Annotated in this window: 21 protein-coding genes; 13 read left to right on the forward strand and 8 right to left on the reverse strand. The window is 61.6% G+C overall.

Going from position 1 to position 23,760, the window contains the following annotated elements:
- Positions 1-24 precede the first annotated feature (24 nt).
- The gene (locus AB4O08_RS14120; protein WP_010207295.1) at positions 25-858 is read left to right on the forward strand and encodes a thymidylate synthase; all 834 of its coding nucleotides are present in this window, start codon (positions 25-27) and stop codon (positions 856-858) included.
- Between the two features lie 144 nt (positions 859-1,002).
- Here the strand turns inward: AB4O08_RS14120 and cadR are convergent, their stop codons facing one another.
- Complete coding sequence (gene cadR / locus AB4O08_RS14125) at positions 1,003-1,443, reverse strand: Cd(II)/Pb(II)-responsive transcriptional regulator (protein ID WP_010207294.1); 441 nt, start codon at positions 1,441-1,443, stop codon at positions 1,003-1,005.
- 85 nt (positions 1,444-1,528) lie between these two features.
- Here cadR and AB4O08_RS14130 point away from each other — a divergent pair, with 85 nt between their 5' ends.
- The 8 genes from AB4O08_RS14130 to AB4O08_RS14165 all read left to right on the forward strand — a co-directional run bounded on the left by AB4O08_RS14130 (position 1,529) and on the right by AB4O08_RS14165 (position 11,095).
- The gene (locus tag AB4O08_RS14130) at positions 1,529-3,787 is read left to right on the forward strand and encodes a heavy metal translocating P-type ATPase (RefSeq protein ID WP_460114188.1); all 2,259 of its coding nucleotides are present in this window, start codon (positions 1,529-1,531) and stop codon (positions 3,785-3,787) included.
- A gap of 16 nt (positions 3,788-3,803) precedes the next feature.
- Complete coding sequence (locus tag AB4O08_RS14135; protein ID WP_010207291.1) at positions 3,804-4,667, forward strand: LysR family transcriptional regulator; 864 nt, start codon at positions 3,804-3,806, stop codon at positions 4,665-4,667.
- Between the two features lie 240 nt (positions 4,668-4,907).
- Positions 4,908-5,972 (forward strand): putative 2-aminoethylphosphonate ABC transporter ATP-binding protein, encoded by a 1,065-nt coding sequence (locus tag AB4O08_RS14140; RefSeq protein WP_010207289.1) that lies wholly within the window; start codon positions 4,908-4,910, stop codon positions 5,970-5,972.
- A 1-nt stretch (position 5,973) separates the two neighbouring features.
- Positions 5,974-7,686: a putative 2-aminoethylphosphonate ABC transporter permease subunit gene (locus tag AB4O08_RS14145; protein ID WP_031291088.1), complete on the forward strand. Its 1,713-nt coding sequence runs from the start codon at positions 5,974-5,976 to the stop codon at positions 7,684-7,686.
- A 22-nt stretch (positions 7,687-7,708) separates the two neighbouring features.
- The gene (locus tag AB4O08_RS14150) at positions 7,709-8,722 is read left to right on the forward strand and encodes a putative 2-aminoethylphosphonate ABC transporter substrate-binding protein (RefSeq protein ID WP_010207286.1); all 1,014 of its coding nucleotides are present in this window, start codon (positions 7,709-7,711) and stop codon (positions 8,720-8,722) included.
- A 54-nt stretch (positions 8,723-8,776) separates the two neighbouring features.
- Entirely contained in the window at positions 8,777-9,910 is a 1,134-nt protein-coding gene (locus AB4O08_RS14155) for a TIGR03364 family FAD-dependent oxidoreductase (protein WP_042571408.1), read from the forward strand.
- A complete protein-coding gene (locus tag AB4O08_RS14160) occupies positions 9,910-10,464 on the forward strand; it encodes a phosphonate degradation HD-domain oxygenase (RefSeq protein WP_010207283.1) in 555 nt (184 codons plus the stop codon). The genes AB4O08_RS14155 and AB4O08_RS14160 overlap by 1 nt, the downstream gene beginning before the upstream one ends.
- 91 nt (positions 10,465-10,555) lie before the next feature.
- Positions 10,556-11,095, forward strand: coding sequence for a hypothetical protein (locus AB4O08_RS14165; protein ID WP_042571409.1), 540 nt, complete (start codon positions 10,556-10,558; stop codon positions 11,093-11,095).
- A gap of 5 nt (positions 11,096-11,100) precedes the next feature.
- On the opposite strand, the gene AB4O08_RS14170 is transcribed toward AB4O08_RS14165, so the two are convergent.
- Both AB4O08_RS14170 and AB4O08_RS14175 read right to left on the reverse strand, forming a co-directional pair.
- A complete protein-coding gene (locus tag AB4O08_RS14170; RefSeq protein ID WP_044288027.1) occupies positions 11,101-12,468 on the reverse strand; it encodes a DUF3482 domain-containing protein in 1,368 nt (455 codons plus the stop codon).
- Positions 12,461-13,831: a DUF2868 domain-containing protein gene (locus AB4O08_RS14175; protein ID WP_198831506.1), complete on the reverse strand. Its 1,371-nt coding sequence runs from the start codon at positions 13,829-13,831 to the stop codon at positions 12,461-12,463. The genes AB4O08_RS14170 and AB4O08_RS14175 overlap by 8 nt, the downstream gene beginning before the upstream one ends.
- A gap of 69 nt (positions 13,832-13,900) precedes the next feature.
- On the opposite strand from AB4O08_RS14175, the gene AB4O08_RS14180 reads away from it, so the two are divergent.
- Positions 13,901-14,413 (forward strand): dihydrofolate reductase, encoded by a 513-nt coding sequence (locus AB4O08_RS14180; protein ID WP_010207277.1) that lies wholly within the window; start codon positions 13,901-13,903, stop codon positions 14,411-14,413.
- A gap of 96 nt (positions 14,414-14,509) precedes the next feature.
- Here AB4O08_RS14180 and AB4O08_RS14185 read toward each other — a convergent pair whose 3' ends face one another.
- Positions 14,510-15,901 (reverse strand): L-cystine transporter, encoded by a 1,392-nt coding sequence (locus AB4O08_RS14185; RefSeq protein WP_021492659.1) that lies wholly within the window; start codon positions 15,899-15,901, stop codon positions 14,510-14,512.
- A 241-nt stretch (positions 15,902-16,142) separates the two neighbouring features.
- Between AB4O08_RS14185 and AB4O08_RS14190 the strand changes: the two genes are divergently transcribed.
- Positions 16,143-17,201 (forward strand): HAD family hydrolase, encoded by a 1,059-nt coding sequence (locus AB4O08_RS14190; RefSeq protein ID WP_137205791.1) that lies wholly within the window; start codon positions 16,143-16,145, stop codon positions 17,199-17,201.
- A gap of 176 nt (positions 17,202-17,377) precedes the next feature.
- On the opposite strand, the gene ilvD is transcribed toward AB4O08_RS14190, so the two are convergent.
- Together ilvD and AB4O08_RS14200 are read right to left on the reverse strand one after the other, a co-directional pair.
- Entirely contained in the window at positions 17,378-19,219 is a 1,842-nt protein-coding gene (ilvD, locus tag AB4O08_RS14195) for a dihydroxy-acid dehydratase (RefSeq protein ID WP_021492661.1), read from the reverse strand.
- 372 nt (positions 19,220-19,591) lie between these two features.
- Positions 19,592-20,788 (reverse strand): class I SAM-dependent rRNA methyltransferase, encoded by a 1,197-nt coding sequence (locus AB4O08_RS14200; RefSeq protein WP_003195152.1) that lies wholly within the window; start codon positions 20,786-20,788, stop codon positions 19,592-19,594.
- Positions 20,789-21,081: 293 nt separating this feature from the next.
- On the opposite strand from AB4O08_RS14200, the gene AB4O08_RS14205 reads away from it, so the two are divergent.
- Entirely contained in the window at positions 21,082-21,894 is an 813-nt protein-coding gene (locus tag AB4O08_RS14205) for an HDOD domain-containing protein (RefSeq protein WP_175439655.1), read from the forward strand.
- 21 nt (positions 21,895-21,915) lie between these two features.
- Positions 21,916-22,728: a bifunctional DNA-formamidopyrimidine glycosylase/DNA-(apurinic or apyrimidinic site) lyase gene (mutM, locus tag AB4O08_RS14210; RefSeq protein WP_010207270.1), complete on the forward strand. Its 813-nt coding sequence runs from the start codon at positions 21,916-21,918 to the stop codon at positions 22,726-22,728.
- A 133-nt stretch (positions 22,729-22,861) separates the two neighbouring features.
- On the opposite strand, the gene AB4O08_RS14215 is transcribed toward mutM, so the two are convergent.
- On the reverse strand, positions 22,862-23,113 hold the full coding sequence (locus AB4O08_RS14215; protein WP_003195146.1) for a YfhL family 4Fe-4S dicluster ferredoxin: 252 nt from the start codon (positions 23,111-23,113) through the stop codon (positions 22,862-22,864).
- 103 nt (positions 23,114-23,216) lie between these two features.
- A complete protein-coding gene (gene coaD, locus AB4O08_RS14220; protein ID WP_003176711.1) occupies positions 23,217-23,696 on the reverse strand; it encodes a pantetheine-phosphate adenylyltransferase in 480 nt (159 codons plus the stop codon).
- Positions 23,697-23,760 lie beyond the last annotated feature (64 nt).

Raw genomic sequence — 23,760 nt, forward strand, 5'->3', positions numbered from 1 at the left:
GGCTTCAACGATACGGGTACCCAAATGAAGCAATATCTCGAACTACTGAACGACGTCGTGACCAATGGATTGACCAAGGGCGATCGCACCGGCACCGGCACCAAGGCCGTGTTTGCCCGTCAGTATCGGCATAACTTGGCCGACGGCTTCCCGCTGCTGACCACCAAGAAGCTTCACTTCAAAAGTATCGCCAACGAGCTGATCTGGATGTTGAGTGGCAACACCAACATCAAGTGGCTGAATGAGAACGGCGTGCGCATCTGGGACGAATGGGCCACCGAAGACGGCGACCTGGGCCCGGTGTACGGCGAACAGTGGACCGCCTGGCCGACCAAGGACGGCGGCACGATCAACCAGATCGACTACATGGTCCACACGCTCAAGACCAACCCCAACAGCCGCCGTATCCTGTTCCACGGCTGGAACGTCGAGTACCTGCCCGACGAGACCAAGAGCCCCCAGGAAAACGCGCGCAACGGCAAGCAAGCGTTGCCGCCGTGCCACCTGCTGTACCAAGCGTTCGTGCACGACGGCCACCTGTCGATGCAGTTGTACATCCGCAGCTCCGATGTCTTCCTCGGCCTGCCGTACAACACCGCCGCGCTGGCATTGCTCACTCATATGCTGGCCCAGCAGTGCGACTTGATCCCCCACGAGATCATCGTCACCACCGGCGATACCCACGCCTACAGCAATCACATGGAACAGATCCGCACCCAGCTGGCGCGCACGCCGAAGAAACTGCCGGAACTGGTGATCAAGCGCAAACCTGCATCGATCTACGACTACAAGTTCGAAGACTTCGAGATCGTGGGCTACGACGCCGACCCAAGCATCAAGGCTGACGTCGCGATCTAAAAACTGCCTCGGTCTAAACTGTGGGAGCTGGCTTGCCTGCGATAGCGGTACTTCAGTCACCTAATCAGGTGCTGACACTCCGCTATCGCAGCGATGCGGCGATCCGACAAGCCAGCTCCCACAGTTGGTCGGTGCTCACTTGAGTTAGTGGCCGTGGCTCCTGCCCACATGTGAAGGCTCCGCCTCGCTGGCCTGCACGCTCCCACTGACCTCCAGCCGCTGCAAAATCCCGCACTGATCCCCGCCGCCACAGCGTTGGCGCAGGTCCAGCAACTGTTCCTGCAATGCCAGCAGCCCATCGATGCGCGCTTTCACGTGGTGGATATGCTCGTCGATCAACGCATTCACGTTTTCGCACTGGTCCTGGGGGCTGTCGCGCAAGCCCAGCAGGCTGCGGATTTCTTCCAGGGTCATGTCGAGGCTGCGGCAGTTGCGGATAAAGATCAGCCGCTCGGTGTGTGCCTGGGTGTACACGCGGTAGTTGGCGTCAGTGCGCGCCGGGGGCGGCAGCAGGCCTTCCTTTTCGTAGTAACGGATGGTTTCCACCGGGCAGTCGGTCAGTTTGGCCAGTTCGCCGATCTTCATCGCAGCAATCTCCAAATGGGTGCTTGACCCTATAGTGGCTACAGGGTCTTTACTTGGCAACAGGCACCTTTACGGACGCGACAGAATGAGCGACTCCATCCACACCCCGCATAAACACGATCACGACCATGATCACGACCATGGTCCGAAAAAACTGACCCCCGTGCATGACCACGGCCACGACGGCTCCTGCTGTTCCGGCACCCCAGCCCCTGCGTTGGTGCAACTGAGCGAAGCGCCCACCGCCGGTTCGCGGCTGAGCACCTTTCGCATTGAAGCCATGGACTGCCCCACCGAGCAGACGCTGATCCAGAACAAACTGGGCAAGCTGGCCGGCGTGCAGCAACTGGAATTCAACCTGATCAACCGTATCCTCGGCGTCACCCACGACTTGCCGAGCACCGCGCCGATCATCGACGCGATCAAATCCTTGGGGATGCAGGCTGATCCTCTCGAGGAAGGCACTCCGGCTGCTGAACCGCCTGCCAAGAAACACTGGTGGCCGCTGGCATTGTCCGGCGTTGGCGCGTTGGGGGCCGAAGTGCTGCATTTCGCCAATGCTGCGCCGACGTGGGTGATCGCGTTGGTGGCCTTGGTGTCGATCCTCAGCGGCGGCCTCACGACTTACAAAAAGGGCTGGATTGCCCTGAAAAACCTCAACCTGAACATCAATGCCTTGATGAGCATCGCCGTCACCGGTGCGATCCTGATCGGGCAATGGCCGGAAGCGGCCATGGTGATGTTCCTGTTCACCGTGGCCGAGTTGATCGAAGCCAAGTCCCTGGACCGTGCGCGCAATGCCATCAGTGGCTTGATGCAGATGACGCCGGAGCAGGCCACCGTGCAGCAAAGCGACGGTTCGTGGGCTGAACAGGAAGTCAAAAGCATTGAGTTAGGGGCGATCGTGCGGGTAAAACCCGGCGAGCGCATCGGCTTGGACGGTGAGGTCACGGCTGGACAGTCCACCATCGACCAGGCGCCGATCACCGGTGAAAGCCTGCCGATCGAGAAGACCGTGGGCGACAAAGTCTTCGCCGGCACCATCAACCAGGCAGGTTCCCTGGAGTACACAGTCACCGCAGCGGCCAACAACTCCACCCTGGCGCGCATCATTCACGCGGTGGAACAGGCCCAAGGCGCGCGTGCGCCGACTCAGCGGTTTGTCGACAGCTTCTCGAAAATCTACACCCCAGCCGTGTTCCTGTTCGCCTTGGGCGTAGCGCTGATTCCGCCGCTGTTCATGGCCGGTGTCTGGTTCGACTGGGTGTACCGCGCCCTGGTCCTGCTGGTGGTGGCGTGCCCGTGTGCCCTGGTGATTTCCACTCCGGTGACCATCGTCAGCGGCCTCGCGGCGGCTGCGCGCAAAGGCATCCTGATCAAGGGCGGCGTGTACCTGGAAGGCGGATACAAGCTCGACTACCTGGCCCTCGACAAGACCGGCACCATCACCCATGGCAAGCCGGTGCAAACCGATTACCTGGCACTGTTCCCCAATGTCGCAGACAGCGCGCCGGCCTTGGCCGCCAGTTTGGCCGGGCGTTCCGATCACCCGGTGTCGCTGGCGATCGCCAACGCCGCGGTGGATAAAAACCTGCCGAGCCACGCTGTGGATAACTTCGAGGCCCTGGCCGGGCGTGGCGTGCGTGGCGACATCAACGGCGAAACCTATCACTTGGGCAACCACCGCCTGGTAGAAGACCTGGGCCTGTGCTCGCCTGAGCTGGAAGAAAAACTCTTCGCCCTGGAAAAACAGGGCAAGTCCGTGGTGCTGTTGCTCGACAAGTCCGGCCCGCTGGCACTGTTCGCCGTGGCCGACACGGTCAAGGACAGTAGCCGCGAAGCCATCCAGCAACTGCACGATCTGGGCATCAAGACCCTGATGCTCACCGGCGACAACACCCACACCGCCCAGGCGATTGCCGCCCAGGTCGGCATCGACCAAGCCCAGGGCGACCTGTTGCCGACCGACAAACTGCAAGCCATCGAAACCCTCTACGGCCAAAGCCACCGCGTGGGCATGGTGGGTGACGGCATCAACGACGCCCCGGCGTTGGCCCGTGCCGAGATCGGCTTTGCCATGGCCGCAGCAGGCACCGACACCGCCATCGAGACCGCGGACGTGGCGTTGATGGACGATGATTTGCGCAAGATTCCGGCATTCATTCGTCTGTCGCGGCAAACGTCGAGTATCCTCAAGCAGAACATCGCCCTGGCGTTGGTGATCAAGGCGATCTTCCTTGCGGTCACCTTCCTGGGCATGGCCACCATGTGGATGGCGGTCTTCGCCGACATGGGCGTCAGCCTGCTGGTGGTGTTCAATGGCTTGCGCCTGTTGCGCAAATAGACGATGAGAGGGTGGTGTGCTGAGTGCCGAGTTAAAGGCGTTTTTCATGGTCGCCCGCCTGGGCAGTATCACCCAGGCGGCAAAAAAACTCGGCCTGAGTCAACCCACGGTCACCACCCAGGTCCGTAACCTGGAAAGCCAATACGGCGTCGAGCTGTTCTACCGCGGCGGCCGCCGCCTCACCGTCAGCGACGAGGGCGCGCGCCTGCTGCCTATGGTCAAGGCGCTGTTGCAGCAGGAAGCGGACATCGAGTTTTTCCTGCGCAACAGTGGGCAGGTCCAGGGCGCATTGAGGATTGCCGCCACGGCGCCTTACTACATCCTCGACCTGGTCAAAGCCTTTCGCGAACGCTTGCCCCACGTGGAAGTGTCGGTAGAAATCGGCAACTCTCAACAGGTGCTCGAAGCGCTGGATGATTACCGCGTCGATCTCGCCGCCTCCTCTCAACTGCTGGAAGACCCGCGCCTGATTCGCCGTGTGCTGGGCACCGACCCTTTGGTGCTCGCGGTGCATCGTCACCATCCGTTGGCCAAGCTCGATCATGTACCGCTCACTGCATTGGTCGGGCATACCTTGTTGATGCGTGAAGCCGGTTCCACCACGCGGCGCCTGACCGAAAAAATGCTACAGGATGCAGGCGTGAGCTACGGCCCGCTGCTGGAAATCGGCAGCCGGGAATCGATTCGCGAGGCGGTGTTGCGCAATATCGGCATCAGCATCATCGCCCGCCAGGAAGTGCCGCATGATCCACAGTTGCGGGTGTTGACCATCGAGAATGCGCCGCAGATTCCCGAGTATTTGTACTGCCTCAAGGAGCGTAAAGGCGCGCGGTTGCCGGCGGCGTTTCTGGGGTTGGCGCAGGAAATGTCACCTATTTAAGGTTGTGCGGTGGCCTTTGAATCGCCATCGCAGGCAAGCCAGCTCCCACCGTTGAATGTGTTCACAGATCAACACTGTGGGAGCCGGGCTTGCCCGCGATGAGGTTAGGCCAGGCAGCAAATCCCCACCCGTCCTACCCAAATCCACCAATACCACTATCACTGCGTTTTGCCTTTCTGCCACATGAGGGACGCATTGCCTGCCTAGCATGGGCTTCATCAGTTTGATGAGGTGCCTTGCATGAACACAGCCCTGACCCAACCCGGCGCGCCTATGAAGGTGCGCGGTATCCAGAAACGCTTCGGCGCCTTTACCGCGCTGGACAACGTCTCCCTGGACGTCGCCGCCGGCGAGCTGGTGTGCCTGCTGGGCCCGTCCGGTTGCGGCAAGACCACCTTGCTGCGCTGCATCGCCGGCCTTGAGCGCCAGGACAGCGGCGAACTGTACCTGGGCAGTCGTGATGTTTCTCTGCTGCCGCCCCAGGCGCGGGACTACGGCATTCTTTTCCAGTCCTACGCGTTGTTTCCCAATCTCACCGTCGAAGCGAACATCGGCTACGGTCTCACCGGCAGCGGCCGTGAGGAAGTACGCCTGCGCGTCGGGCAGATGCTTGAACTGGTCGGCCTGGTCGGCAGTGAGAAGAAATACCCCGGTCAACTCTCCGGCGGCCAGCAACAGCGCGTCGCCTTGGCCCGCGCGTTGGCGCCTGCACCTTCGTTGTTGTTGCTGGACGAACCGATGTCTGCCCTCGACGCCCGCGTCCGTGAGCATCTGTGCACCGAGCTGCGCCAACTGCAACGCCGCCTGGGCATCACCACGTTGATGGTCACCCACAACCAGGACGAAGCCATGCTGATGGCCGACCGCATCGCCGTAATGAACAATGGCAAGGTCGAGCAATACGCCACGCCCCAGGCGATCTACGACCGTCCGGCCACTCCGTTCGTGGCGGAGTTTGTCGGCCAGGGTAATTGGCTGCCGTTCAGTCGCAACAGTGCCAGCCATGCCCAGGTCGGCGGGATGAACATGCGCTTGGCCGACGATGCTGGCATCGCCAAGTCCGGCCGTCTGTTCTGCCGCCCGGAAGCGATCAGCGTCAACCCGGCGGTGCACGAAGAAAACCTTTTCCCGGCCAAGGTCCGCGAAATCACCTTTCTCGGCAACCGCTGCCGCATGAGCTTCGAGCTGGAGCAATTGCCCGGCCATCCGCTGCTGGCCGAAGTGGCTCCGGAAGCCATGCCACGTCTGGGTGCCCAGGATATTTGGGTCGCCTTACCGCCGCGCAGCCTGCAGGTGTTTGCCTGAGATGGCCAGCGAGATGACACTGCCCATGCCGCGTGAAGTTTCCCGCGCTGAAAGGGGCGACCGCATTTTCGTGGTCGGCGGCAAACTGGTGTGGCTGTTGCTGCTAGGGATTGCCGTACTGCTGCCATTGCTGGCGATCTTCTGGCGCGGCTTCAGCAGCGAAGCCGGGCAGGGCGGTGGTCTGGTGGCGGCGCGGGAACTGCTCACCAGTGACAACTTCCACTGGCTGCTGGGCAATAGCCTGAAAGTCTCGCTCAGCGTCGCGGCCATTGTCGTACCGCTGGCTTACCTGTTTGCCTACGCTCTGCAGCGCACGTTGATCCCCGGCAAGGCGATCTGGCGCGGCATGTCGCTGCTGCCGCTGATGGCGCCGTCGATGTTACCGGGCATTGCACTGGTTTATCTGTTCGGCAACCAAGGCATGCTGCGCGGGTTGCTCTCGGACAATATCTACGGCTTCTGGGGCATTGTGCTGGGCGAAGTGATCTACACCTTCCCACACGCCTTGATGATTCTGCTGTCGGCGCTGTCCCTGGCGGATGCGCGCTTGTTTGATGCCGCATCCAGCATGGGCGCCAGTCCGGCGCGGGCGTTTCGCAGTATTACCTGGCCGGCCACGCGTCAGGCGGTGTTCGCTGCGTTCTGCCTGGTATTCACACTGACCATTACCGACTTCGGTGTGCCCGTGGTGGTGGGCGGGGACTATCAAGTGCTGGCGCTGGAAGCCTACAAGGCGGTGGTCGGCCAGCAACAGTTTGGTCGCGGCGCGTTGATCGGCATGGTGTTGCTGCTGCCGGCGCTGTTCAGCTTTGCTGTGGATGCCTGGCTGCGCCGCCGTCACGGCGACGCCATGAGCGGTCGTGCCCAAGTGTTCCAGCCGGCGCCGTCGCGCTTGAGGGATGCCTGCTACCTGGCCATCGTCCTGCTGATCTGCGCGGTGTTGCTGCTGGTGTTCGGCATGGCGGTGTATTCGTCGCTGGTGAAGTTCTGGCCCTACAACCTGTCGTTGTCGCTCAACCATTACCAGTTCGAAGACACGGCCGGCGGCGGCTGGCTGGCCTATCGCAACAGCCTGACCATGGCGTTGTGCACGGCGTTGATCGGCAGCGTGTTGATCTTCACCGGCGCGTACCTGATGGAAAAGACCAAGGGCCAGAAGGGCCTCAACCTGGCCCTGCGCATGCTCAGCTTCGTGCCAATGGCTGTACCGGGCTTGGTGCTGGGCCTGGGCTATGTGTTCTTTTTCAATCTTAATGGCAACCCGCTGCATGTGTTCTACGGCACCATGACGTTGCTGGTGGTGTGCACCATTGCTCACTATTTGACCACCGCGCAGATGACCGCGACCACGGCGCTGCGTCAACTGGACGCCGAGTTCGAAGCCGCCGCGTTGTCGCTCAAGGCGCCGTTGTACCGCCATTACCTGAAAGTGACGGTGCCGATCTGCCTGCCGGCGCTGCTGGACATCGTGCGCTACCTGTTTGTGTCGGCGATGACCACCGTGTCCGCCGCAATCTTCCTTTACAGCCCCGACACCCTCCTCGCCGCCGTCGCCGTGTTGAACATGGACGATGCCGGCAACGTGGGCGGCGCGGCGGCCATGTCGACCCTGATCCTGTTCACCTCGGCCAGCGTCTCGCTGCTGCTGGCGTGGGCTTCACGTGGCGCGTTGCGTCGCTCCCAAGCCTGGCGCCAGAGCGCACCCGGCCAATAAACATCCCTGAAGGAGGTGCTCCATGTTCAAGCCCCTGGCGCTGGTCGCTGCCGTACTGACTGCATTCAGCCTGAATGCCTTCGCCAAGACCGAGTTGACCGTCTACACGGCCCTCGAAGCCGAGCAGTTGAAGACCTACAAAAAGGCTTTCGAACAGGCTAACCCCGACATTGAGATCAAGTGGGTGCGTGACTCTACCGGCATCATCACCGCCAAGCTGCTGGCTGAGAAAGATCGCCCGCAGGCCGACGCAGTCTGGGGCCTGGCAGCTTCCAGCCTGGCGATCCTCGACCAGCAGGGCATGCTGGACAATTACGCGCCGAAGGACCTGGAGAAGATCGGCAAGAACTACCGCGATGCCGCCAACCCGCCGGCGTGGGTCGGCATGGACGTGTGGGCCGCGACCATCTGCTTCAACACCGTCGAAGCCGAAAAGCAGGGCCTGACCAAGCCGGTGAGCTGGCAGGACCTGACCAAGCCTGAGTACAAGGGCAAGATCGTCATGCCCAACCCGGCCTCGTCCGGCACCGGTTTCCTGGATGTCAGCGCCTGGTTGCAGACCTACGGGGAGAAGCAAGGCTGGCAGTACATGGACGACCTGCATCAGAACATCGGCCAGTACGTTCACTCCGGCTCCAAGCCCTGCAAGCTGGCGGCTTCGGGTGAATTCCCGATCGGCATTTCCTTCGAATACCCGGCTGTGCAGTTGAAGCGCCAGGGGGCGCCACTGGATATCATCCTGCCGAAAGAGGGCCTGGGTTGGGACATCGAAGCCACTGCCGTCATGAAAGGCACGCCTCACGCCGACGCCGCAAAAAAACTCGCTGATTTCTCCGCCAGTTCGGCCGCCATGGACCTGTACAAGGACAACTTCGCCGTCCTCGCCCAGCCGGGCATTGCCAAGCCGCAGACCGAATTACCGGCCGACTACGAGCAGCGCCTGATCAAAAATGACTTCGCCTGGGCTTCGAAAAACCGCGACAGTATCCTGACCGAGTGGCGCAAGCGCTATGACGGCAAGTCGGAAAAACAATAATGTTCACCTCTACCTGCAGGCGCGGGCTCGCTCCTGCAGAGGACTGCGAAATCCATGACGAAGCACAGTGATCTACTGATTATTGGCGCCGGTATCCTCGGCCTGTCCCACGCCTTCGCCGCCGCCAAGCGCGGCCTCAAGGTCAAGGTGTTCGAACGCAGCGCCACCCCCTTGGGCGCCTCGGTACGCAATTTCGGCCAGGCCCTGGTCACCGGCCAACCGCCGGGGTCGATGCTGGAGCTCGCACGGGAAAGCCGTGAAATCTGGGGCCATTGGGCGCAGGTCGCCGGGCTGCAACTCAAGCGCAACGGCTCGTACCTGTTCGCCCGTACCGAAGCAGAAGAACACTTGCTGGAAGCCTTCTGTGAAGGGCGTGCAAAAGAGCACGGCTACAATGTCGAGCTGCTGCAGGGCACGGCGATGAAGGCGCTGTACGGTGGCCAGTTCCGCCATCACCGTGCCGCGCTGCACGGCAAGGAAGATCAGCAACTGTATTCCCGTGAAGCGATCCCGGCGCTGATCAACTACCTGGCGCAAGAGCTGAACGTGGAGTTTTACTTCTCCACCTTGGTGCGCGACGTCGAGCCGGGGCAGTTGCACAGTACTGCGGGGACCTTTCGCGGCGAGCAGATCATCGTGTGCTCCGGCCATGACTACCAAACCCTGCTGGCCGACGCGATGGCCGCACTCAACCCGAGCATCTGCCGCCTGCAAATGTTGCGTGCCCGGCCCGCGGTCAATCTGAACCTGCAACACGCATTGCTCACCGGCTTGAGCTGCGTGCATTACGGTGCCTTCGCCGATCTGCCGGAAGCGGCGCCGGTGCAGGCGCACATCCTGCAGGAGGCACCGCACCTGCACGAACACGGCATTCACCTGCTGATCAGCCCGACGCCTCATGGGGAGCTGATCATCGGCGACTCCCATGACTACGGCAGCGACGCGTCGCCCTTCAATGCCGAGCAGGTGGATGACTGGATGATCGAACTGGCTGAACAGACCTTGGGCTGCAAGATCCAGGTGGTGGAGCGTTGGCAGGGGGTGTACGGCTCGCGGGGGCCGGGGCCGTTTTCATTCCTGCGGGCTGCGCCGGGGCTGAGCGCGGCGTTGATGCACACCGGCGTGGGCATGAGCGTGGGGCCGGCGATGGCCGAGCGGAATATCACAACACTGTGGGGCGCTGCGTGATGAACCCGCAACAGACCCTCGCCGAAATCTTCGGCTTGTATGAGCAACACGGCACGGCGGATTACATCGGCGAGCCGGTGTCGCAGATCGAGCACATGTCCCAGGCTGCGCAGCTGGCCATGGCCGAAGGCTTTGACGACGAAGTGGTGCTGGCGGCGTTTTTCCACGACATCGGGCATATCTGTGGCCAGGGTGGGGAAAACATGGGCGGTTTTGGCGTGGTCAGCCACGAACGGCTGGGGGCTGATTATCTGCGTCGCGCAGGGTTCAGCGAGCGCATGGCCAAGTTGGTGGAGTATCACGTGCAGGCCAAGCGTTATCTGACCTTCAGTCAGCCGGACTACTACGCCTGCCTGAGCGAAGCCAGTCGCCGTACCCTGGCGTACCAGGGCGGGGCGATGAGCGCCGATGAGGCTCATGCCTTCGAGCAGGACCCGTTGTGTGCTGTCAGTTTGCGCATGCGTCATTGGGACGAACAGGCCAAGCAGATGCATGTGCCGGTGCTTGACCTGCAGGTGCTCAAGGCAATGGCTGCGCGGCTACTGGCTGCGTAGACAGGCCTTACACCTAACGCAGACTCGCCGTCTGGAGGCGGGTGCATCGCGTCATTAAGGTGTTTGTTTCTTATCTTAAGGAGCAACACTGATGCGTTACTTGAAAGCCAATGCTCAGGACATGAGTGGTAATGGCCGCGCCGATACGGTCATCCTGCATTTTTATGAGCATCAGGTGGGTTGCCCGGATGAACTGGTTCACGAGATCTTCGCGGTGGACATGAGTGCCGATGGCCGTGTCGATCTGCATTGGGCTGAGGATCTGAACCTCGCCAGCCGGCCGCGCATGCTGGATACCGAGCGGGTGGATAGCTTTGCCGACACTTTCTTGAAACTGGGCTGGTTCAATCAGCGCAGCCATTGGCAGCGTACGTTGACGATGTACGTCGATCACTTCGGTAAAACCGGGATGCCCAACGCGATCAAACTCGACTTCCATGAGCGCACGACGTCTGGGTGCACGTCGTCGCTGGTTTACCAAGCGGCTGCTTATGACGGCGACAGTGACGGGGTGTTGGAGTCTTTCACCAATAGCGACATCGACCGCAACGGAATAGCCAATACAGCCGATAAAGAGCTGATTCGCTCGCTCTGCACGGCCTTCCTGGCGTTTGGGTGGTTTAAGCAATAACCCGATCAGGTCTCATCAAGCCGAGCGGCCAGGGCTTCGACCTGATCCTGCCGTTCGGCCTGACTCAACCTGGCGTGAGGGTTGAGGGACGACCATTGCGGGTGGGCGCGGGCTTTGTGCAGTGCGTCCGGCAACTTGCCTTCGCGCCACGTCTTGTCTTGGGGCGTGTCGACCTTGATGCTGTGCATCGCCGCATGGCCGCGCAGGTTAAGGGCCTTGAGCAGCTGTCGCTGACGCAGGGCGAGCAGGCGCAACACGCTGTCGTCGACGGTCAGTTCGCGCTGGCCTTTGATCTTGCCCAGCAACCGACTGCCATAGCTGCGGGCAGTTTGCAGCGCGCCACCGGCAATCGCGCCGGCCAGGGCGGCGGCGCCCAGGGTCAGGCCGCCGACCAGCAGATCTACCCCGGCACCGGCCGCCGCGCCTGCGGCGATTCCACCGCCGACGCGCACGCCGAGTTGCTTGAGGGTTTCCGGGTTGAACAGGTCATCGCCCCACCGCCCGTCCAGCAGCGGCAAGTCGCTGGCAGCGGCATCTTGCGGGCGGAAGCCGAACAGTTTGAGCAGCGCCTCCACGCATTTTTGTTCGCGTTGCCGCACGGCTTTACGCAGGTCGCCGATGGCTTGTTGCTCATCTTCAGTGACCACACTGCGGCGACAGGCGGCGCAGTCGATCAGCAACTCCGCGATCAGTCGCGCAGCGCTTTGCTGGCGGGCCTTGCGTTGAGCTTCCTGATCAAGAATCAACCGCTCCAGCTGCGGCCGCGCGTTTTCCAGCAGCAGGGCGAGGCTTTCATACAGGCGCCGTTCGCCGTCTTCCGGCGGTGCCACGCTGTCGAACCGCACCAATGCATGCAGGCCAAGGCGGGCGAGGGCTTCGCGCCAGTCCGGCTCGCGGTGGTCGCTGCTGCTGACGAAATTGAGCACGGGCAGCAACGGCTTGCCGCAACTGGCCAGTACCTGCAGCTCGTCGCGATACTTGGCCAACACCGGCTCGCGGGCGTCGATCACATAAAGGCCGGCGTCGGAGGCCAGCAGTTGGCGCAGCACCTTGGCTTCCTGTTCGAAACGCTGGCGGGCTTCGCTGCCTTCCAGGAAGCGCGCCAGGCGGGCCGGGCCGTCGAGGCGTTCGCCGGGGCGGTCCAGGCGCTCCAGGTAATCGAGCAGGGCGATGGCGTCTTCCAGGCCGGGCGTGTCGTACAGTTCCAGCAAGGCCTCGCCGTCCACCGACAACCGCGCACCTTCCACATGCCGCGTGGTGCTGGGGCGATGGGAGACTTCGCCGAAACCCACGTCGCGTGTGAGCGTGCGCAGCAGCGAGGTCTTGCCGACATTGGTGTGGCCGACCACGGCGAGTTTCAGGGGCTTAGTCATGGCCAGTCTCCAACCAGTTCAACGGCGCGCAGTCGGCGAAAGGCAACTCAAGTTGCTGCAACGCGGTGTGCCAGTCACCCAGGCGCTCGGCGTCCAGCGCCTGGCCGGGCGGCGCTTGCAGCAGCCAGACGCGGGTGGCGGTGGCGCTGCGGGCGAGTTCGGCGATCAGCGCCAGGCTGCCGCGATCCGGCGAACGCCGTGGGTCGCAGGCGATAGCCAGGCGCGCGGGTGGGAAGCGTGTGAGTTGTTCCAGCAGTTTGTTGCGCGACTCTCGGCTGTCGAGGATGCCGGCGTTCTTCACGCTGGCGGGCAGTTTGGGGGGCCAGGGATGTTGGTCGTCCAGTTCGATGGCGACGAGCAGGGCGCCATCGCTTTCCAGTTCATTGACGCCGCCGCTGACGTGGTGCAGCTGTTCGGGCGCGGCATCGTTGACGCCAAGACGTTCGCTGCTCGGCATCAGGCGTTCGCGCAATTGGCTGTAGCCGGGCAGGTTGAGGTCCAGGCGCAGGGCGGCGCGCCCACGTTTCCAGCGCCACAGGCACAGCAGGGCGAGGATCAGGCGGGGCAGCAGGCCATAGACCAGCAACACACCCACCAGCCAGGCGGCCCAGGCTTGGCGGGCGCTTTCGATATTCAGGGCGGAGTCGCCGCTGGCGCGGATCATCTCGACGGTCGGCACGTTGAAGCCCAGCAGAGCGGGCAGCGTGCCGAGGGCCTGGGTCACAGCGACGAAAGTATCAGCGCCGAGAATGGTGGTTTCCCACACGAAGCCGTAGCGACGGGTGGCGAGCAGCGTAAGAAGAATCACCATGGCGCTGAGCAACGCCAGCAACCACAGGCTGTTGACCAGCACGCCCACGGCCCAGCGATTGAGCTTCTGCCGTTGCAGTAGCAGTAACAGTGCTGGGGCCAGTTGTGCGGCTTTGGCATCACGGGCGAGTTTCTCGCTGAGCCATAACCACAGTCGCCCAAGGCTGGCACTGTGTTCACCGGCAAACAGCAGGCCCAGGGCCCAACTGATCAACAGGATGAGATTCAACCCGAGCAGGCTGCCGAGAGCCCAGAACACGTTTACCGGGTTGATGCCGTTGCCCAATGCTGCAAACGCCAGCCCTGCGCCGCTGATCACGGCGACAATCGCCAGCAGCAACAGCGCCAGACGTGCGCCCTGCAACCAGCGGGTGAGAGCAACCGTGAGCCCATCGCGCTCGGCCAAGTGCAGGGCACGCTGCTGAATGCGCGTCGGCAGGTCGCCACCGGCCGTGCGGGCCAGACGGTTGGCTTCCAGGTCTTCCAGCGGGCCCGCGTGTTCTTCGCGCAGGCGCACGGTTTCTGTCAGCCAAAGTGTGTGCAGAGGAGTCACGCGTTGTCCTGTTGTGTTTGTGAGCCTGGAGCATAACCTCTGACTCGGGGCTCTGGTATTCTCGTCGCCATGAAAAAAACTCTCCCTTTAAGCCTGATCGCGGCCCTCGGTGAAAACCGTGTGATCGGCGTCGACAACAGCATGCCCTGGCACTTGCCGGGGGATTTCAAATATTTCAAGGCCACCACCTTGGGCAAGCCGATCATCATGGGGCGCAAGACCTGGGATTCCCTGGGCCGACCGCTGCCGGGACGCTTGAACCTTGTGGTTAGCCGTCAGACCGATCTGGTGCTGGAAGGTGCGGAAGTTTTTCCGTCACTGGACGCGGCAGTAGAGCGCGCTGAGGAATGGGCCAAGGCGCAAGGCGTTGACGAGCTGATGTTGATCGGCGGTGCGCAGTTGTATGCGCAGGGGCTGGAGCAGGCGGATCGCCTGTATTTGACGCGTGTGGCGCTGAGCCCGGAAGGGGATGCTTGGTTTCCGGAGTTTGATGTGGGCCAGTGGAAGCTGGTGTCCAATCTGGAGAATGCGGCGCAAGGGGATAAGCCGGCGTACAACTTCGAGGTCTGGGAGAAAGCCTAAGAGCTTCGCGAGCAAGCCCGCTCCCCCATTTGACCGAGTTCCAACATGAGAATGCGGTCAAAAGGTGGGAGCGGGCTTGCTAGCGAATACGGCCTATCAGGCCTGCGCCAACTCGGCGTGCTCATCCGCACCCAGCAACGCCTTATCCGTCTGGCCCATGACCTGGCTGGTGATCGCACCCGCCGTCATCGAACCATTCACGTTCAGCGCCGTACGGCCCATGTCGATCAGCGGCTCTACGGAAATCAGCAGCGCCACCAGTGACACCGGCAACCCCATGGCCGGCAGCACGATCAACGCGGCGAAGGTCGCACCGCCGCCCACGCCGGCAACGCCTGCGGAACTCAAGGTCACAATCGCCACCAGGGTCGCGATCCACAACGGGTCCAGCGGGTTGATGCCTACGGTCGGCGCGACCATCACCGCCAACATCGCAGGGTAGAGGCCGGCGCAGCCGTTCTGGCCAATGGTCGCGCCAAACGACGCGGCGAAACCGGCGATGGATTGCGGGATACCCAGGCGACGGGTCTGCGCTTCGATGCTCAGCGGGATCGCCGCCGCGCTGGAGCGGCTGGTGAAGGCGAAGGTCAGCACCGGCCACACCTTGCGGAAGAAGCGCAGCGGGTTGATCCCGGCCAAGGACAGCAGCAGGCCGTGCACCACAAACATCAGGCCCAGGGCCAGGTACGACACCACCACAAAACTGCCGAGCTTGATGATGTCCTGCAAGTTGGAACCGGCCACCACTTTGGTCATCAGTGCCAATACGCCGTAAGGCGTGAGCTTCATCACCAAGCGCACCAGGCGCATCACCCAGGCTTGCAGGGTGTCGATGGCGTTGAGGACTTTCTGGCCTTTTTCCACGTCATCCTTGAGCAGTTGCAGTGCGGCAACCCCCAGGAAGGCGGCGAAGATCACCACGCTGATGATCGAGGTTGGCTTGGCCCGGGCCAGGTCGGCGAACGGGTTGGCCGGCACGAACGACAGCAGCAGTTGCGGGATATTCAGGTCGGCGACCTTGCCTGCGTAATCACTCTGGATCACTTGCAGGCGCGCCATTTCCTGGGTGCCGGCTACCAGGCCTTCCGCGGTGAGGCCGAATAGGTTGGTCAGACCGATACCGATCAGCGCCGCAATGGCCGTGGTGAACAGCAAGGTACCGATGGTCAGGAAGCTGATCTTGCCCAGGGACGATGCGTTGTGAAGACGCGCCACTGCACTCAGGATCGAGGCAAATACCAGCGGGATCACGATCATTTGCAGCAGTTGCACATAGCCGTTACCGACCAGGTCGAACCAGCCGATGGAGGCCCTGAGCACCGGGTTACCGTCGCCGTAGATCGTGTGCAAGACAGTGCCGAACACCACGCCAAGTACGAGGGCACATAACACCTTCTTGGCGAGGCTCCAGGTTGTGCGACGGGTTTGTGCCAGGCCCAGCAGCAGGGCTACGAACACCAATAAGTTGAGAATCAGGGGCAGATTCATTGAAGCTCCGTTCAGAAGGCAGCCAATCGCGTGAGCCTGCGATTGCGAACCGAAAATCCTAACAGCTTGAAATATAATGATTTAATACCGATATGGAATGGTGACCGTCGTTTTTGGAATAAGCATTTGACGCTCAGGCACATGCCGTTGGCGCTATCACGACGCAAGCGGTCGCGCTCGGGCGGTAACTGTCACAGGGATTTGTTAGCGTCGATGTTTTTAACTCAGGGAGAAAACGCATATGAAGCTTGCTTCGAGATTGTTTGCCGCAGCGCTGTGTCTGGGCCTTGCCGGACAAACCATGGCCGCCACCGAGTTGAAACACTGGCCGGCCCCGGCCGCCGAGCAACTGAGCAAAATGATCACCGCCAACGCCAACAAGGGTAATTACGCGGTGTTTGACATGGACAACACCAGCTACCGCTACGACCTTGAAGAATCCCTGCTGCCCTACATGGAAAACAAGGGCTTGATCACCCGTGACAGCCTTGATCCGTCGCTCAAGCTTATGCCGTTCAAAGACACCGCCGACCATAAGGAAAGTCTGTTCAGTTACTACTATCGCCTCTGCGAAGTGGACGACATGGTCTGCTACCCGTGGGTCGCTCAGGTGTTCTCGGGCTTCACCCTCAAGGAACTCAAGGTGCAGGTCGATGAGCTGATGGCCTCCGGCAAACCCGTGCCCGTCAGCTATTTCGAAGGCGACGTGGTGAAGAAGTCTGAGGTGCAACCGCCGAAAGTCTTTACCGGCCAGGCAGAGTTGTACAACAAGCTGATGGAAAACGGCATCGAGGTGTATGTAATGACCGCCGCTTCGGAAGAGCTGGTGCGCATGGTCGCTGCCGATCCGAAGTACGGCTACAACGTCAAACCCGAGAACGTCATCGGCGTGACCACCCTGCTCAAGGACCGCAAGACCGGCGAGCTGACCACCGCGCGCAAACAGATCACGGCCGGCAAGTATGATGAGAAGGCCAACCTCGGCCTGGAACTCACCCCTTACCTGTGGACCCCGGCGACCTGGATGGCCGGCAAGCACGCGGCGATCCTCACCTACATCGACGAGTGGAAAAAACCGGTCTTGGTAGGTGGCGACACGCCGACCAGCGATGGCTACATGCTGTTCCACGATGTGGACGTGGCCAAGGGTGGCATCCACCTGTGGATCAACCGCAAGGACAAATACATGACCCAACTGAATGGCATGATCGCCAAGCATGCGGCGGCGCAGGCCAAGGAAGGGTTGCCGGTAACGGCGGACAAGAATTGGGTGATCGTCAAGCCTGACGAAATCCAGTAACACGATCAGTGTGGGAGCTGGCTTGCCTGCGATTGCATCGACGCGGTGTATCAGGCATAGCGAGGTGTCAGCATCGCAGGCAAGCCAGCTCCCACTGTTGATCTCCTTTGTTTGGGAAGATTATCTCCAGGCAAAAAAATGCCCCGCACATGGCGGGGCATTTTTTTGGGCGAAGCTTACAGACCGTCGAGCATCGCTTTGTTACGCACTGCGCCTTTGTCGGCACTGGTGGCCAGCAGGGCGTAAGCCTTCAACGCCGTGGTGACTTTGCGCGGACGCTTCTCCACCGGTTTCCAGCCTTTCTTGTCCTGCTCGACCCGGCGTGCGGCCAGTTCTTCATCGCTGATCAACAGGTTGATCGAACGGTTTGGAATGTCGATCAGTACCTTGTCGCCATCCTGCACCAGACCAATGGCGCCACCCGCAGCGGCTTCCGGCGAAGCGTGGCCGATGGACAGGCCTGAGGTGCCGCCGGAGAAACGACCGTCGGTCAGCAGCGCGCAGGCTTTGCCCAGGCCTTTGGATTTCAGGTAGGAGGTCGGGTACAGCATCTCCTGCATACCCGGGCCGCCTTTCGGGCCTTCGTAGCGGATGATCACGATGTCGCCGGCCTTCACTTCGTCAGCGAGGATGCCGCGTACGGCGCTGTCCTGGCTTTCGAAGATCTTCGCGTTGCCTTCGAACACGTGGATGGATTCATCCACACCGGCGGTTTTCACCACGCAGCCGTCGAGGGCGATGTTGCCGTACAGCACGGCCAGGCCGCCTTCTTTCGAATAGGCGTGCTCGACACTGCGGATGCAGCCGTTTTCACGGTCGTCGTCCAGGGTGTCCCAGCGGGTGGACTGGCTGAACGCCGTTTGCGTCGGGATACCGGCTGGGCCAGCCTTGAAGAAGGTGTGCACGGCTTCGTCGTCGGTCTGGGTGATGTCCCACTTGGCGATGCCTTCGGCGATGGACTTGCTGTGCACGGTCGGCAGGTCGGTGTGCAGCAGGCCGCCGCGGGCCAGCGAGCCGAGGATCGAGAAGATCCCGCCGGCGCGATGCACGTCTTCCATGTGGTACTTCTGGATGTTCGGCGCGACTTTGCACAGTTGCGGCACGTGGCGGGACAGGCGGTCGATGTCGCGCAGGTCGAAATCGATCTCGGCTTCCTGGGCGGCGGCCAGCAAGTGCAGGATGGTGTTGGTGGAACCGCCCATGGCGATGTCCAGGGTCATGGCGTTTTCGAACGCCTTGAAGTTGGCGATGTTGCGCGGCAACACCGACTCATCGTTCTCGCCGTAGTAACGCTTGCACAGCTCGACAATGGTACGGCCGGCCTGCAGGAACAGCTGCTCGCGGTCGCTGTGGGTGGCAAGGGTCGAACCGTTGCCCGGCAAGGCCAGGCCCAGGGCTTCCACCAGGCAGTTCATCGAGTTGGCGGTGAACATGCCGGAGCACGAACCACAGGTAGGGCAAGCGCTGCGCTCGTATTCCGCGACTTTCTCGTCAGAAGCGCTGGAATCGGCGGCGATGACCATGGCGTCGACCAGGTCGAGACCGTGGGACGCGAGCTTGGTCTTGCCGGCTTCCATCGGGCCGCCGGAGACGAAGATCACCGGGATGTTCAGGCGCAGGGCGGCCATCAGCATGCCAGGGGTGATCTTGTCGCAGTTGGAGATGCACACGATGGCGTCGGCGCAGTGGGCGTTGACCATGTACTCCACGGAGTCGGCGATGATCTCGCGGCTCGGCAGGGAATACAGCATGCCGTCATGGCCCATGGCGATGCCGTCGTCCACGGCGATGGTGTTGAATTCTTTTGCTACGCCGCCAGCGCGTTCGATCTCGCGGGCGACCAGTTGTCCCAGGTCCTTGAGGTGGACGTGGCCCGGTACGAACTGGGTGAACGAGTTGGCAATCGCGATGATCGGCTTCTTGAAGTCGTCATCTTTCATCCCCGTGGCACGCCACAGTGCGCGGGCGCCGGCCATGTTGCGGCCGTGGGTGGATGTTTTCGAGCGGTAATCTGGCATGGAGCACTCCGGGCGGCTAATCACTTATTAATCAGGTGCAAAGGGGAGTGAGCTTCTAATTGACGACTGGAACACTCGAAAAATGGCCGTGTGTCCGGAAGTTGCCACTCGCGTCGCGGGATCGCCGCGTGCTTGGGCCTCGAGCTCATAAACCCGCCGGGGGATGACTGGCGATGAATAAGGCCGATTCTACACCGCTGGCGGCTGGAGGGAATGGCCGGAACCGTGAAGATAGCGGCTACAGGACGTGTGGGAGATCCACAACCCACTGTAGGAGCCGGCTCGCCGGCGATAGCGGTGGGTCAGGCGCTGATGCAGCGCCAGGCATAATGCCATCGCCGGCAAGCTGGCTCCTACAGGGGGCGGTGTTAGTTAGCTATTTGGCAACAACCGGCAAGTAATGCTCTTGATGTAACGCGTCTCTGCAATCGCCGGGTGCACCGGGTGATCAGGGCCCTGGCCGCCGCGTTCGAGCATCTGGATATTGCGGTCCAGGTGACGGGCGCTGGTCAGCAGGATGTTTTGCAGGTCGTCTTCCGGCAGGTGCATGGAGCACGACGCGCTGACCAGGATGCCGTCCTTGCTGAGCAGGCGCATGGCTTGCTCGTTCAGGCGGCGGTAGGCGCCTTCGCCATTTTTCATGTCTTTCTTGCGTTTGATGAAGGCCGGTGGGTCAGCGACGATCACGTCGAAGCGTTCTTCGCTGGCTTTCAGTTCTTTCAACGCTTCAAAGACGTCGCCTTCGATGCAGGTCATTTTCTCGGCAAAGCCGTTCAGTGCGGCATTGCGCTCCACGCCGTCGAGGGCGAAGGCGGAGGCGTCGACGCAGAACACTTCGCTGGCGCCGAAGGCCGCGGCTTGCACGCCCCAGCCGCCGATGTAGCTGTACAGGTCCAGCACGCGTTTGCCTTTGGCATACGGGGCCAGGCGCGCGCGGTTCATGCGGTGGTCGTAGAACCAGCCGGTCTTCTGGCCCTGGATCACCGGGGCTTCGAATTTCACGCCGTTTTCTTCCAGCGCGACCCACTCCGGTACCAGGCCGAACACGGTTTCGACGTAGCGGTTGAGGCCTTCGGCGTCGCGCGCGGCGGAGTCGTTCTTGAACAGGATGCCGCTCGGCTTAAGCACTTGGGTCAGTGCAGCAATCACGTCTTCTTTATGGGCTTCCATGGTCGCCGAGGCGATCTGCACCACCAGGATGTCGCCGAAACGGTCGACCACCAGGCCCGGCAGCAGGTCGGAGTCGCCGTAGACCAGGCGGTAGAACGGCTTGTCGAACAGGCGGTCACGCAAGGACAGGGCGACATTCAGACGGTGCACCAGCAGCGACTTGTCCAGCGGCAACTTGATGTCGCGCGACAGCAGGCGGGCGCAGATCAGGTTGTTCGGGCTCATGGCCACGATGCCCAGGGTCTTGCCGCCGGCCGCTTCGAGGATGGCCTGGTCGCCCGCCTGGAAGCCGTGGAGTGGGGTGGCGGCCACGTCGATTTCGTTGCTGTAGACCCACAGGTGGCCGTTGCGCAAACGACGATCGGCGTTAGCTTTGAGACGCAGGCTTGGCAGGGACATGACGTCGCTCCGGAAAAAAGAGCGGGAGTATACCTTGTTGTATAGGACTCTGTGACGCCGCCGGACATGTGGGAGCTGGCTTGCCTGCGATGGCATCACCTCGGTATGACCGCTATATCGAGGCGCCTGCATCGCAGGCAAGCCAGCGCCCACATTTGGTCCGGTTCCCATCGGTTTTTGAGGTGTCAGTCAGGTTCCTATAGAGGTTAGAATCCCCGCCTAGCCCAGAGTGTGTACTTATGTCCCAAGAGCTTTCCGCCGAACAGATCCAACAGGCCCTGCAAGGCATCAGCGTGCCGCCCCAACCGCAAATCATGGTGGATTTGCAGATGGAGCAGTACATGCCCGACCCGGACCTGGAAGTGATCGCGCGGTTGATCTCTCAAGACCCGGGCCTGTCCGGTGCACTGCTGAAGATCGTCAACTCGTCGTATTTCGGCCTGAGCAACAAGATCGCCTCGATCCAGCGTGCGGTGAACCTGCTGGGCAGCCGTTCGATCATCAACCTGATCAACGCGCTGTCGATCAAGGGCGAAATGAGCGACGACACCATCGTTACCCTCAACCGCTTCTGGGACACCGCTCAGGATGTGGCGATGACCTGCCTCACCCTGGCCAAGCGTACCGGCGCCCAGGCGGTGGACGAAGCCTATGCCCTGGGCCTGTTCCACGATTGCGGCGTGCCGCTGATGCTTAAGCGTTTCCCCAATTACATGTCGGTACTGGAGCAGGCTTATGCCAATGCCGGCCCCGACAGCCGCGTGGTCGACACCGAAAACAACGCGTTCAACACCAACCATGCCGTGGTCGGCTACTACACCGCCAAGTCCTGGCGTCTGCCGGAGCATGTGACCGACGCCATCGCCAATCACCACAACGCCTTGGCGGTGTTCAGCGATGAGTCATCGCGCAATTCGCAACTGAAAAACCTGCTGGCGATCCTGAAGATGGCCGAGCACATCTGCTCGTCCTATCGGGTGCTGGGCAACCAGGCGGTGGACCATGAGTGGAATGCCATCGGCCATTTGGTGCTGGACTACGTGGGCCTATCGGACTACGACTTCGAAAGCATGAAGTTGTCGATCCGCGAACTGGGTGCCCACTGACCCTTTTTTCACGAGGTACACATGCCCGAGTTACCCGAAGTCGAAACCACCCGGCGTGGAATCGCGCCGCACCTGGAAGGCCAGCGGGTCAGCCGCGTGGTGGTGCGTGAACGGCGCTTGCGCTGGCCGATCCCGGAAGACCTCGATGTGCGCCTGTCCGGGCAGCGCATCGTGCTGGTGGAGCGGCGGGCCAAGTACCTGCTGATCAATGCCGAAGTGGGCACCTTGATCAGCCACTTGGGCATGTCCGGCAACTTGCGCCTGGTGGAGGTCGGCATGCCGGCGGCCAAGCATGAGCATGTGGATATCGAATTGGAGTCGGGCCTGGCTCTGCGCTACACCGACCCTCGGCGTTTCGGCGCGATGCTCTGGAGCCAGGACCCGCACAACCACGAACTGCTGATCCGCCTGGGGCCCGAGCCGCTGACTGACCTGTTTGACGGCGAGCGCCTGTTCCAACTGTCCCGTGGCAAGTCGATGGCGGTGAAGCCCTTCATCATGGATAACGCGGTGGTGGTGGGCGTGGGCAATATCTATGCGACGGAAGCGCTGTTTGCGGCAGGGATTGATCCGCGTCGGGCCGCTGGCGGCATTTCGCGCGGGCGTTACTTGAAGCTGGCCATAGAGATCAAACGTGTGCTGGCTGCTGCCATCGAGCGCGGCGGTACCACGTTGCGTGACTTTATCGGCGGCGACGGGCAGCCGGGGTATTTCCAGCAGGAACTGTTCGTCTATGGCCGGGGCGGTGAGGCGTGCAAGGTCTGCGGGAGCGAATTGCGCAATGTGGTGCTGGGGCAGCGGGCGAGTGTGTTTTGCCCTAAGTGCCAGCGCTGATTGATGAGTGATGGCTGATGCAGCCTTCGCGAGCAAGCCCGCTCCCACATTGACCGAGTTTCTTCAGGTTGAATGCGGTCAAGTGTGGGAGCTGGCTTGCCTGCGATGAGGCACCAACAGGCACTGAAAAAGCTCAAGCCTTACCGGTAATCTTCCGGTACTTCTCCATTAACTGCTCTTCCGTCTCCGGATGGGCTTCATCCAGCGGAATGCAATCCACCGGGCACACCTGCTGGCACTGAGGTTCGTCATAGTGGCCGACACACTGGGTGCACAGGTTAGGGTCGATCACGTAGATCTCTTCGCCTTGGGAAATCGCGGCGTTCGGGCACTCGGGTTCGCAGACGTCGCAGTTGATGCAATCGTCGGTGATGATCAAGGACATGGAAACTCCTGCCGCGGCAGTCAGCCAAGGCATCTGAAAAACTAATGCGCGCAATTGTGCCGCATTGGCGCCCGCAGTGCGAGCAGGCGCCGATTCAGCGGTCTTACTTCTTGAAGCGCAGGGTCAGCGCATCGGCCACGGCCGGGTGCACGAACTTGGTGATATCTCCGCCCAAAGCGGCAATTTCACGGACTAACGTCGAGGAAATGAACGAATAACGCTCCGACGGCGTGAGGAAAAGGCTTTCCACATCCGGCGCCAGTTGGCGGTTCATGTTGGCCAACTGGAACTCGTATTCGAAGTCCGACACCGCACGCAGGCCGCGCAGGAACACATTGGCGTTCTGCTCTTTGGCAAAATGCGCCAGCAGCGTCGAAAAGCCCACCACTTCCACGTTGGGCAGGTGCTTGGTGACCTCGCGCGCCAGCTCCACGCGCTGTTCCAGGGGAAACAGCGGGTTTTTCTTGGGGCTGGCTGCGACCGCGATGATCACATGGTCGAACAAGCGTGAGGCACGTTCGACCAGATCGCCATGGCCTTTGGTAATCGGGTCGAAGGTTCCTGGGTACAACACTCGGTTCATCGCGTCGTCCTGGCGGAGTCCGTTGGGGAACCGGATGGTATCGCAGCCATCCCGGTCGGGAAAG

The sequence above is a fragment of the Pseudomonas sp. H3_E07 genome, from assembly GCF_054668895.1.